Raw genomic sequence first — 12,284 nt, forward strand, 5'->3', positions numbered from 1 at the left:
CATGGGGTTCCTTCGCAAGACGGGGCGGCCTTGGTAACGGGCCGGGTTCCATGCGGCGAGCATGTCTTGGACGCGAAATGACTCGAGGCTTCTGGCGTAGTTGTACGAGCTCTTGAGTCTGCTGGTCTGAGACTGGCCCTTAGCCATCGAGTTCAGCGCGCCGCGCACCGAAAAAGGTGATGCCGTTCGAAAACTGTCATATCTCCTTAGTGCGGGCCTATGGCGGTGCATTCGTGCTGCTGCAGGTGTTTTTCCAGCAGGGCCACCTGCGGCTTTTCCGCGCCGTTCTGCGGCTCTATGGCCAGCGGGTAGTCGCCCCAGCCGGGGCCTGCCGCCCAATAGCTGCTGGGAATGCACTGCTCGCCCAGATAGGTCAGCAGATTGTCCATGGCTTCCAGCCACTGCGGGTGTGCAGGTATCCCATATTCGCCAAGGTAGCCGCGCAAATTGTGCGCTTTCAGCCATTCGACGAAGGGTCGCACGCGTTCCACGCCGATCATGGGGTGCGCGCCCCGCATGCCGGTGGCGTAGTTGCCGCTGGAGTCCTCGTCGAAGTAGATGTGGGCTTCGTAGATCAAGTTGTCCGCCGGATCCTTGATCAGCAGGTTGCCGTTCACCTGGGGCCAGCGATGGGCTGCGGCCCAGCCGTCACCCTCGACGAAGATCGGCGTCTGCCTGTCCACGGTGCGGATGCTGTCCACGGCCGTCTGCGCGGCTTGGGGCCAGAGACCCTGGGTATCGTGGGGCTCGTTCATGATGTCGTAGCCGTACAGCGCCGGATGCTTCTGGAAGGTAGTCGCCAGACGCTTCCAGACATCGGCGTAGCTGGCGTAGGGCACCTGCGGCGAGCCGATCAGCTGGCCGCGATAGCGGGCGTAGTTGTGCAGGTCCAGGATCACCTGCATCTTGTACTTCTGGGCGAAGTCCAGGGTGCGGGTGAGCAGGGCGATCTGCTCTTGGTCCAGCTCGCCACCGAGCTGCGGCTGTACCCGCTCCCAGAGGAAGGGGAAGCGGATGAAGCGGATGCCCTTGGCCGCGTAGCGCCGGAAGTAGTCCTCGGTGGGATAGAAGTAGTTGGTCCCTTCCACCCCTGGCAGCACCTGGCCGGCGAAGCCGGCTGCCGACATGTTGATACCGACGAGATCCACCCGGGTGGGCTTCTGCTCTGCCTGAGCCTTTCCATAAAGCGCCGCGGAAAGTAATGCGGTGGCCAGCAGGCCACAACCGATACGACGTTTCACTCGTGACACGGACAGCACCTCTACCATTCAAGGGCTCTGTTGATAAACCGGGGTCTGCGCCAGCGGCGCGGTACGGCGGGCGAAGTACTCCAGCGCCAGGTAGTCCACGGTGACGCGGATCGTCCAGGCGATGGCCGCGCCCATGATGGAGAAATGCTGGATGCAGATCACCAGCAGGCCGAGGTAGGGCAGCAGCTCGGCCAGGTGGATCATCGCCGTGGTCCGCGAATGCCCGCGGGCCTGGATCTTGGCGAAGGGAATCTGCGCCAGGGCGTTGAAGATGAAGCCCACCACCAGGATGCGCAGGATCTGCGCGGCATCACCGCCGTATTCCGGACCCATCCACACCGTCATGATCCAGGGAGCCAGGATCAGGATCGGCAGTACCATCGCCAGGCTGATCAGCAACAGGCCCCAGAAGGCCTTGTTGGCCTGGCGCGCAGCGTCCGCACCGCTCTTGCTCAGCAGCGGGAACACCACCCGCGCCACGGCGTTGGGGATGATCAGCATCCGCGAGACCGCCTCGGCCGGCGCGGTATAGAAGGACACGCGCTGGGCGCCGACCATGTGCGACAGCACGAAACGGTCGAAATAGACCATCAGCGGACTGATGATGTTGCTCACCGTCATCCAGCTGCCGAAGCGGAGCAACTCCTTGAACACCGCGACCTTGAAGGTACGAATTCCTTCGGGGAAGTCCTTGTACAGCGGCCAGTAGGCCAGCGCCATGGACAGGACCCGCGCTAGCACCAGGCCGATCACCGTGGCGGAAAAGCTCGGCTCGATCAGCACGGCGATCAGCGGCGCGATGGCCAGCAGGCTGTTGGAGACGGTGCGCAGGATGTTGAATTCGCCGAAACGCTCGTTGCCCTCCAGGTAGGCGAACCAGACCGTCGCCAGCAGGAAGGGCGGCACGCACAGGCTCAGCCAGCGAAAGCCGACCACGGCGTTGTCGAAATGCTCGGGCGAGACGTGCAGCAGGCTCACCACCTTGCCCGCGCCGAACCAGAGCAGCAGGGTGGCCAGCACGCTCAGGCCGATTACCGCACCGGTGGCGGTGCCCATCACCAGGCGGTTGAGCGCCTTGTCGCCATGGTGCATGGCCACGGCGCGGATCACCGCGCGCGACAGGCCGGCATCGAACAGCGTCGCATAGCCGACGACGGCGAAGGCCAGGGTGAAGAGGCCGAACTGCTCGACGCCGAGTAGCCGCGACAGCACGCCCATGGTGGGCAGCGCGATGGCACTGGGAATGACGACACCCAGGATGTTCCAGGTGCTGTTTTTGATCATCGACATCGTTGCGGTGAAGACTCCAGAGGGCGACCCGGCGCGCGTTCGCTGACGCGAGCCGGGTCGCGCGAGGGATCAGGCCGGGCGAGCCAAGGGGCTGCTCGGACGCGGGTAGGGGCTGCTGACGTACGTCTCCTGGACCGGGGCGGAGCTGTAGTGGTGCAGCGAGCGCATGGCCTGGATCACCAGCAGGTAGCAGATGGTGGCCTGGAGGTACTCGAAGAAACCGGCCAGTGGCCAGATCACCAGTTGCGCCAGGGTGGCGGTCACCACGAAACCGGTATCGCGGTGCAGCATCTTCGCCCAGCGATAGTAGAGGAACAGCGACACCGGGATGATGATGAAGGCCAGGAAGCCGAAGCGGAACAGGGTGCCGAACACGCCGACGTCGGAAAGGAAGAAGTACTCGCCGAAGTAGGGGATGAAGCCGTTGTTCCACATCAGCGACAGCGAGCCGCTGGGCAGCCAGTGGTTCTGGCTCAGGTGCGAGAAGATGTAGCCGATGGTCTGCTCGCGCACGCCGTCGGTAGGACCGTCCTGCACCGACTGGGCATAGAAGTCCAGGTTCAGCCCCAGCACCTTCATCAGGTCCGGGAAGATGAAGAAGGGCGACAGCAGCAGTGCGGAGACGCAGATCCAGACGATCGACTTGCTCTTCAGGCAGAACACGGTGAACACCAGCGCCAGCACGATCAGCTGTCGGGTCTGGGTGGCGAACACCAGGGTCAGCAGGAACACCATGGCCAGCACGATGTGGACGGTCTTGCTGCGCGCCGAGCCGTCGATGGGCGAGATGCCCTTGTTCCAGGTCTGGATGCAATAGAAATAGGCCAGGCACAGTGCCGGCGCACCGATGGAAGAACGGTCCGGGCGATCGAAGGAGGACTGCTTGTCGCGCAGATCCGGCAGGACGCCGAACTTGAACATCCAGGCCAGGGTCGCCGCCACCAGGGCGGTGATCAGCAGGGCCTTCTCGAACTGGGACGCGCTCATGTTGCGCCCGAGGAACATCAGGGTGGCGAAGCCGAAGGCGAACAGGATGCGGCGCTCTTCGATCAGGCCGTAGAAGATCGGCTGGCCGTAGAACAGGAAGGAGAAGACCGCCGGCAGCCCGATGAACACCGCCGACGAATAGACGGCGTAGGTCATCAGGATCTTGAACTCGCGCTGCTGGGTACCGATGCTGGTCAGCAGGTAGAAGAAGGTGAAGGCCATGCAGATGGCCAGGTACAGCTCGTTCAGATAGAGGATGCCGACCGGGTTGTGCGGACTTTCGCCGAACACGTCCAGGTGCAGGATCAGCAACGGGATCAAGAGAACGAAGGAAACGGTACTTTTACTAAGAATGCTCATGGCTCTACCCATCCAGACGGGACCACCGGACAGGGCGTCCGGTGGTCATCTTCCTTGCTTGGAGTGCTGCGCGGCAGCACCTCAGGTACGTCGACTGCTGCGTTCCTTGAGATAGATAGGCAGGATGCTCAGGGCGTCGTGGACATAGCGCTTGGCCAGTCGCTTGGGCTCCGAGCACATCCGGTGCAGCCACTCCAGCTTCGCCTTCTGCATCCACTGGGGTGCCCGCTTCACGGTTCCCACAGCGAACAGGATGGACGCCCCGATGCACAGGCCCACGCCGGTACGCTGGCTGCTGTCTATCTGCCGTGCCAGCTTCTCCTGCCGCGGCGCACCCACGGCATAAAGGATGAGCTCGGAGGGGTTCTGCATCACGAAGTCGACGCATTTCTGCGTCTCCACCGGATCGTTGATGAAGCCCATCGGCGGGTTGTAGTGCGCCAGCTGCATGTGCGGGTACATCCGCCGCAGCTTGCCCACGTCGGTTTCGCTGGCGCCGATCAGCACCACCGACAGCCGTTGGTCGTTGGCCTTGCGCAGGACACTCAGGGTGAGGTCGCTACCGGTGATGACCTCGGGTACCGCGACGCCCAGCGACCTGAGGATGGGCAGCAGGATGCGGCTGTCGCAGATGCGCTTGCCGGCACGCCGGTAGGACTCGCGCATGTCGGCGTTGCTCTGCAGCTGCACGACGTGGTCGATGTTCGGCGTGACGATGTAGCTGTACGGCCGGTGGATGTCCTGGTCGATGGCGCTGAGCAGTTCTTCCTTGGTACCGGTGAAGAAATCAATACCGAAGGCTTGGGTGCGTAGGTCAGACATGCATCGTCGCTCCCTTGAAGGCGCCCTTGACACCGGACCAGGCCAGTTTCGGATTCTTGAATTCCTTGAGCACGGTGATGCCGGACAGCAGTACCGCGGATACCAGCGCGTAGGAGGTACCGTGGAACTTGCGGTTGAAGCGCGTTGCCGCACGATTGCGGAAGTAGTGATAGAAGGCGCTGCGCCCGCCGGAGCTCATGGAGCCGTAGTGGTAGAGGTGGCTCTCGCTGCAGACCTTGAGCACCACGCCCTTGCGCTTGGCCTGGTGCTGCCAGTCCACTTCCTCGGAGTACATGAAGTACGCCTCGTCCATGAAGCCGATCTCGGTGAGCAGACTCGCGCAGAACGCCATGCTGCAGCCCATGATGTAGTCGGGCTCGCGTTCCAGCTTGGCGATGTCGGTCACGGCGATGTCCTTGCCGAGCAGTTTGGACTTGCCCAGCAGCGGATAGAGGATGCCGCCGCCATAGCATTCCAGCCGCCCGGTCTGGGAGCTCAGGATCACCGAGCCGACGATGCTCCTGGGCGCACGCTGCAGTTCGTCCAGCAGCGGGGCGAAGGCATCGTCCTTGACGTAGGCGTCGTTGTTCACCACCCAGAAATACTTGACCGGGAGGTTGTCCAGCGCCCAGCGCATGCCGTAGTTGTTGCCGCCGGCATAGCCATCGTTGCGCGGGCTGGCGAGGACGGTGACCTGGCTCAGGCCATTGTCGGCTTGCCAGCGCTGCAGGACATCGATGGAGCCATCCTGGGAGTCGTTGTCCACCACGACCGTGTGGTCGATGGAAGGACACTGCTTGAGGATGCTCTCCACGCAACTGATGGTTTCGTTGGGTGCCTTGTAGTTGAGCACCATGACTACGTTCATTGGCGTGTTCCTATTCTTCAGAATCATCAATCCGGTACAGCGTCGGTGTCCAAGGCTGCCAAGCGTGGCCGGGTCCCGGTTCTGTAGGAAAGGTGCCTGCGCTCGGTGATGCTTCGTTGAAAAACGCTTCGGAATGCTCATTTACCCTTAGTAAACTCCGCTTCCTCAGTCTTTTTCGCCTCGCCTGACCTTCGCTCGGCTACCTTTCTTACAGAACCTGATTGGACCCTTCGAAATCGCTGTGTGAGGTAGTTTCTTGTCGTTCGATGCGCGTGCACGAATACAGCCGCGATCCCTGAAGGGATGGGCTGGAGGGCGCAGGCGCCATCCAGCCGGGGGGTTTCCTCAGCTCTTACCCTGCTCGTAGGAGTAGTGATAGTTGCCGTAGGAGCCATAGTTGCTGGCCTTGCGTTCCACGGCGTTGAAGATCACCCCCTTGAGCGGAATGCCGTTGAGGTCGAAGCGGCGCTTGGTCGCCTCCAGTTCCTTGACACTGTTCACGCCGAAGCGGGCGACGATCAGGCTGGTACCGGCGTGGCTGCCGATGATGCCGGCCTCGGTCACCGCCAGGATCGGCGGGGTATCGATGATCACGATGTCGTACAGCTCGCTGAACTTCTTCAGCACCGTGGTGAATCTCAGGCTCATCAGCAGTTCCGACGGGTTCGGCGGGAACTGGCCGCAGGAGACGAAATCCAGGCTGCCGACTTCGGTCTTCTTGATGGCGTCGTTCAGCGCGATGCGACCGCTGAGCAGATCGGACAGGCCGTCCTGCTGCTTGGTGTTCATCAGCTTGTGTAGATAGCCCTTGCGCATGTCACCGTCGATCAGCAGCACGCGCTGGCCGGACTCGGCGATCACCGCGGCGAGGTTCGAGGACACGAAGGACTTGCCGACGCCCGGGCTCGGACCGGAGATCATCAGGATGTTGTTCTTCGCCTCGATCATCGCGAAGTGCAGGCTGGTGCGCAGGCTGCGCAGCGCCTCGGTGCTCAGGTCGGTGGGGTGGGTGATGGCAGTCAGCGAGGATTCGCCCGGCTTCTTGGTACCCAGCACCTTGGTGGTGTCCGCCTGGTTCTTGCTGTAGGGGATCGAGGCGTAGACCGGCAGGCCGATCTGCTCGATGGCTTCCGGGGTCTCGACACCGCGACGCAGGGTATGGCGGGTGTAGACGATGGCCAGGCCGACGATGCCGCCCAGGATGATGGCGACGGCGATGATCAGCGGCTTGTTCGGGGCGGACGGATCGTCGACGTTGGCGTTGGCGTTGTCGATGATGCGGACGCTACCCACGGTACCGGCGCGAATGACTTCCAGTTCCTGGGCCTTGTTCAGCATCAGCGCATAGGTCTGGCCGGTCACTTCGATGTCGCGGTTCAGGCGCAGCAGTTCCTGTTGGGTTTCCGGGAGCACTTCGACGCGCTTCTGCAGCTTGGCGCGCTCGGCCTGCAGCTGGCCCAGCTGGCTCATCAGCGCCTGGTAGGCCGGGTGCTGACGGGTGAACTTGCGGTCCATCTCGGTACGCTTGAGGTTCAGCTCGGAGATCTGGTTGTCCAGGGCCACGGTCTGTTCCAGGACGCCCTTGGTCTCGCTGTCGATGTCCACCGACTTCTTGTTGGTCTGGTAGTAGTTCAGTGCGGACTGGGCCTTCTCCAGGTCACTCTTGACCACCGGGATCTGGGCGCGCAGGAATTCCAGGCTCTGGGTGGACTCGGCGGCGTTGCGGTCGATGTTCTGCTGAACGTAGATGTCCGCCACTTCCTGCACGATGGCCTGGGCCTTCAGCGGATCGGGGTCCTGCAGACCGACACCGATGATGCCCGACATCTTGCCGCGCTCACCGGCGACGATGCGGCCCTGGTATTCCTGGATGGTCTTGGAGAAGCGCTTCTTCATGATGGTGAATTCGGTACCCGGGCGAGCCTGCAGCGTGGTCACCTTGATCTGGTAACCGGCATTGCTCACCGGCTGGCCGAGGCCACCGTGCAGCACCACTTCGTCATCGGCATTGAAGACGGTGAAGTTCTGGTTGTCCTCGACCTTCAGCTTCATCGGCTTGTCGAGGTTGCTGTCAGGCACTTCCAACTGGTCGATGACCAGTTTCTCGCCACCCCAGGCGAAGCTGTTCAGGCCCAGCAAGGGGGAGGCGACGTCGGTGTCGTTCTGCGGATCGAAGCGACGAGCGACGAAGTTGCCGATGATGGGGAAATAGCGCGGCTTGACCTCGATATCCAGCTTGAGGTTCTCGATGGCCTTGCCGATCACCGAGCGCGACTTCAGCAGCTCGATCTCGGTCACGGCTTCGGGCATGGGCGGCGGCATGCCGGAGGTCTGGTCAGTCAGGCGGGTAACGCCCTTCTTTTCCATTTCGATCTGGATCATGGCATTCGACGAGTACATCGGCGTGGCCAGCACGGCATAGCCGATACCCAGGGCCGCGAAAATACCGATTACCGACAGCAGTTGCCATTTGTAATCGATGAGCATGCCGAAGAGTGCGGAAAAGTTGATGTCCGACTCGTTCTTAAGTTCGGGAGTAAAGCGAGGCATCGTGGTCATGAAATTCCTTCTTCCCTATTTGATGTATGGAAGCCAACTGTTTACACAGCGCGTCAAAAGTATGTGTACATTCTGGAACATCTCTTTAGAAAGGCGATAAGGGTCTGGTACTTCTTGATTGCTCAACCATTTCCCGATCAGAAAAACCTTACCCCTGACTTCAGGAGCAATACTTTCGACGGAGCGTGAGTGAAACTCTTCCATGGTCAAAATCAAATCCGCCTTGCGCAGCATCTCTGCGTCCGCCTGGCGGGCTTGGTGGGTCGTGAATTCGATACCGTTCTCTCGCAGTACCTCCTGTGCAGTCTTCTCGATGCCGTGGCCGACCAACGCTCTGATGCCGGCGGAACCGACTTCCACGTCACGGCCTTCCAAGGCCTTGGCCAGTAGCGCTTCTGCGACCGGGCTGCGGCATATGTTCCCTTCGCATACAACCAATATCGACTTGATCATTCTTCGAAACCTTTCCTGTCGTCCGGACGACAGGTCGTGGCGGCAGATATTCAAGCAATGCCTGGTCCTCAGGATCGCTTCCTGCCGATGTCATTAAAGTCAGGAGTCCAGGCTCCAGATCGTCGTCCTGAGGGGCGGGTCAATCAAACCCGACCGATATCTCAGTATGCGTTCTTATTGATGAAGCCTTTGAACAGCGTAAGGAAGATGATCTTGACGTCCCACCAGAAGGACCAGTGGTGGATATAGTCCAGATCGAACTCGACCCGCTTCTGCATCTTGTCCAGGGTGTCGGTTTCGCCGCGCCAGCCATTGACCTGAGCCCAACCGGTAATGCCGGGCTTCATCTTGTGGCGGAGCATGTAGCCCTGCACCAGCTTGCGGTACTGCTCGTTGTGAGCGACGGCGTGGGGGCGGGGACCGACGATGGACATTTCACCGCGGAGTACATTAATGAATTGGGGCAATTCATCCAGAGAAGTGCGTCGTAAAAACGCACCGAAGGGGGTGATTCGCGAGTCGTTCTTGGTCGCCTGCGTGACCTTGGCCCCGTTTTCCATGACCTTCATGCTGCGGAATTTCCACACCTCGATCGGCTTGCCGTCCATGCCGTAGCGCTTCTGCTTGAAGAACACCGGGCCGGGCGAGGTGATCTTGATGCCGATGGCGATGGCCAGCATAGGCAGGGAGATCATGGCCAGGATGATGGAGGACAGCACGATGTCCTCGATGCGCTTGACGATGTGGCTGGCGCCATCCATCGGGGTATCGAAGATGCTGATGCTGGGCAGGCCGTCGAGGCTTTCGCTACGGGCGTGCAGCAGGTGGAACATGAAGATGTCCGGGATGATGTAGACCGACGCGGTGGTGTCGCTCAGTTCCTGCACCAGCCAGTTGATCTTGCTCTGGTCGGCCATGCCGAGGGTGATGTAGACCTTGTCCACCTGGCCGGAGCGCACGTCCTGCATCAGTCGCTCGAGGTCGCCGTTCAGGCTGGGGCTGGGCACCCCTTCTTCGCCAGTATCCTGGCTGTCGCTGTAGAAGCCGGCGATGCGCAGGCCCATCCAGGGCGCCGTGCTGATGGTGTGCGCCAGGCGCTGGGCGACCATGCCGTTGCCGGCGATGGCGACGTTGCGGGTATTGATGCCGGCCTTGCGCAGCGAATGCATGACCGAGCGCAGCAGGATGCGGTAGCCGCACAGCGTACCCAGGGTGAGGCCGAGCCAGAGCTGCATCACGCCGGGCGAGAGATAGGACTGGTCGAAGAAGAAGTAGTCGACCATGAACACGGTGGCGAAGGTCAGCACCCAGTAGGTGGCGATCTTGAGCAGTTCGTCGGTGATCCGCTCGCCGCGCCAGGAGCCATAGACGTGGTTCAGCTCGGTGACGAAGTGGAAGATCAGCAAGGACAGGAAGATGACGACCCAATGCTCGGGACGCATGCCGGTCGCCGACGCCCAGGTGCCGGCCACATAGGCGCTGAAGGTGATCACGGCGAGATCGAGCAGGCGGTGCGCGAGCGAGATTGCCGAGGAGTTCGTATGCAAAATGCCGCGTTCTTTCAAATTCATGGTTCCATCCTTGTGCGTGTACCGATGCACGAACTTTCAACTGGGCGAGCAGCTACCAGCGTCTGAATGTTCACTATGGCGCCCTGGGATCGGCGGCGGACTGCCGATCGCTAAGTGCCATGATGGCTGTAGCGACGTTAGGACTCGGCACTGATTAAGAGGTTCACACGGTAGAAAGACGCGCAGACGCTGTCGAGCTGGCCCAAATCGGGGCAATTAGCACGCCATGCGGACGGCGGAGGGGAGGCTAGAGCTGAGAAGGGCGGAGTACGTCACAGTCCGGGTGGGCGGGCGACACACTTCCATGGCATCCGCACCGGATGAGTGGCTGGTCCGGACGACTTGGGGCGCGCAAACGTTCCGTCGGTGCCGCGGAAAGGATGCAGGATTTGCGGAGTGCGTCACCAAACAATGAGACAGCCCGGCGCGTTGAGGCGGCTGTAGGCCAGTCCCTGGCCTGGGCATCGGACTCAGTGACGATGGTGGGACTGGAAGTTGAAACGGGGATCGACGTGGAGGGTGGAAAGCTTGGAGTGCCAGGCCGAATTTCTCGAATTGTCCGGTGAGAACAGCAAGAAAGACCAGCTGACGAGGAGGGAAGCGACCGCAAGCCAGGGCAGCTGAGCTTGGGCGAAGGCGAGGCAACCGGCGACGCCGGTCCAAACGGGCAGGTAGTAGCGCATTTTTGTTATTCCTGCTGTTTTGCGAGATTGCAATCTAACTATTGTGCAGACTTTGTGAGAAGTCCATCACCAAAAGGTGTTTTTTTCCTTTCGTCGCCCAAATTCCGACAAACGTGCAGGGTAGAGCGGCTGTGGCACTAATAAGGGGCACGCTTTTCCGCCGTCAGCAGCAGATTTCGTGGCGTCAGGCTAGGTGGGCAGAAGGTGCCCAGTTGCACCTGGTAACCCCGCTCCTGCAGGAACAGCGCCTGGTCCAGCACCAGCCAGAGTTCCAGCGGACGGCGGAACAGGCCCCTTACCAGTTCGAGGTTACGAACTTCCGCGAGGCGTTGGAAGCCCCGGTGCTCCCAGTGCGGCCAGTCGATCCCCGCCGGGAGCGTCACGCCCTTGCGGCGGGCCAGTTCCGCACCGAAGGCGGCGAAGGGCTGGCGCAGCCAGTGGCTGGGTAGCGATGGGGTATTGAGATAGGCGTCGCGTCCGCTGAGTTCGCGCTGCAGCAGGTCGAAGCCCAGCCGCCGGGCCATCGACAGATCGCGGTCGCGGCGTACGCGCTGGCCGCCGGTGACGGTCTCGCACAGGGCCAGGCGCAGGTCTTCCCGCTCCAGGCGCAGCGCGGTAGTCGCGGCGGCGTGCGACAGCGGACGGTAGACCGGCTCGACGATGCGATCGTAGCAGCAGGGCGCCAGGGCCAGTTGCTGGCAGCCGCAGGCCACCGTCACCTGCAGCAGGCGGGTGTGCAGGTCGCCGCAGGCATGCAGGGCGACCGGCGTGTCCTGGGCGTCGAGGGCGACGGCGGCCAGTGGCTGGAGCACGTCGACTTGCCGGTGCTGTACCGGCAATCCGGCGCGTCGGCTGAGCTGCTCACCCACCTGCACCAGCGCCGCATCCCATTCCAGGCACAGGGCCGGCCGCTCCGGGCCGGCCAACTGCCGGGCCAGGTGGCCCTTGCCCGCGCACCAGTCGACCCAGCGCTGCACGGGGCGGGTGAAGGCCAGCTTGCGCCCGAAGGCGTCGATCTGCTGCCACTTGCGCCCTGGTACATCGACGTCCTGGCGCCGGGGCGGGTAGTCCTGGGGGACGTCCAGGCATTCGCCGACCTGGCTCAGCTCGTCGGAACGGCGCGCCAGGGTAGCGAAGGGCTCTGGTCCGTCGAGGGTATGGGGGGCGTTGTGGACGGCTTCGGCATCCGCCAGGCTGCGGGCGCGCAACCAGGCGGCCAGCGCCGGGTGATCCGCTTCCCAGGGCAGCTGCAGCGCCACGAAGGGGCGCGGGCGCCAAAGGTGCTGGTGCTCGGTGAGGAAGGCATCCAGGGCGTGGAAGCGGCTGGCGAAGGCGGTGGCGTGCATGATGGGGGCAGGCGGTGACGGCTGAGACGGCGGTCCGCTATTGTCTCTGCCCTGGTGCGCCACGGGTATCGAATTTTCCGTCGGCGGCGACCAGG

General features: G+C 62.2%; 10 protein-coding genes. All 10 read right to left on the reverse strand.

Translation table 11 applies throughout. The features are described from left to right. Positions 1-206 precede the first annotated feature (206 nt). Positions 207-1,241, reverse strand: a complete 1,035-nt coding sequence (locus AR540_RS17365; protein ID WP_059231558.1) for a glycoside hydrolase family 5 protein — start codon at positions 1,239-1,241, stop codon at positions 207-209. Positions 1,242-1,268: 27 nt separating this feature from the next. Further along, positions 1,269-2,540 carry a flippase gene (locus AR540_RS17370; RefSeq protein ID WP_065242551.1) on the reverse strand — a complete coding sequence of 424 codons (1,272 nt, stop codon included), beginning with the start codon at positions 2,538-2,540 and terminating at the stop codon, positions 1,269-1,271. A 69-nt stretch (positions 2,541-2,609) separates the two neighbouring features. Beyond that, entirely contained in the window at positions 2,610-3,887 is a 1,278-nt protein-coding gene (locus tag AR540_RS17375; RefSeq protein ID WP_059230460.1) for a hypothetical protein, read from the reverse strand. 81 nt (positions 3,888-3,968) lie between these two features. Beyond that, positions 3,969-4,709: a WecB/TagA/CpsF family glycosyltransferase gene (locus tag AR540_RS17380; RefSeq protein WP_059230461.1), complete on the reverse strand. Its 741-nt coding sequence runs from the start codon at positions 4,707-4,709 to the stop codon at positions 3,969-3,971. Continuing rightward, positions 4,702-5,577, reverse strand: coding sequence for a glycosyltransferase family 2 protein (locus tag AR540_RS17385; protein ID WP_059230462.1), 876 nt, complete (start codon positions 5,575-5,577; stop codon positions 4,702-4,704). The genes AR540_RS17380 and AR540_RS17385 overlap by 8 nt, the downstream gene beginning before the upstream one ends. Positions 5,578-5,922: 345 nt before the next feature. Next, positions 5,923-8,136: a polysaccharide biosynthesis tyrosine autokinase gene (locus tag AR540_RS17390; protein ID WP_059230463.1), complete on the reverse strand. Its 2,214-nt coding sequence runs from the start codon at positions 8,134-8,136 to the stop codon at positions 5,923-5,925. Positions 8,137-8,151: 15 nt separating this feature from the next. Beyond that, positions 8,152-8,589 carry a low molecular weight protein-tyrosine-phosphatase gene (locus AR540_RS17395; protein ID WP_059230464.1) on the reverse strand — a complete coding sequence of 146 codons (438 nt, stop codon included), beginning with the start codon at positions 8,587-8,589 and terminating at the stop codon, positions 8,152-8,154. Positions 8,590-8,750: 161 nt separating this feature from the next. Beyond that, the gene (locus tag AR540_RS17400; protein WP_059230465.1) at positions 8,751-10,160 is read right to left on the reverse strand and encodes an undecaprenyl-phosphate glucose phosphotransferase; all 1,410 of its coding nucleotides are present in this window, start codon (positions 10,158-10,160) and stop codon (positions 8,751-8,753) included. A 470-nt stretch (positions 10,161-10,630) separates the two neighbouring features. Beyond that, positions 10,631-10,843 (reverse strand): hypothetical protein, encoded by a 213-nt coding sequence (locus AR540_RS17405; protein ID WP_059230466.1) that lies wholly within the window; start codon positions 10,841-10,843, stop codon positions 10,631-10,633. A 137-nt stretch (positions 10,844-10,980) separates the two neighbouring features. Next, positions 10,981-12,189, reverse strand: a complete 1,209-nt coding sequence (locus AR540_RS17410) for a methyltransferase (protein ID WP_059230467.1) — start codon at positions 12,187-12,189, stop codon at positions 10,981-10,983. Positions 12,190-12,284 lie beyond the last annotated feature (95 nt).

The sequence above is a fragment of the Pseudomonas sp. EpS/L25 genome (assembly GCF_001512295.1).
Classification (GTDB): Bacteria; Pseudomonadota; Gammaproteobacteria; order Pseudomonadales; family Pseudomonadaceae; genus Chryseomonas.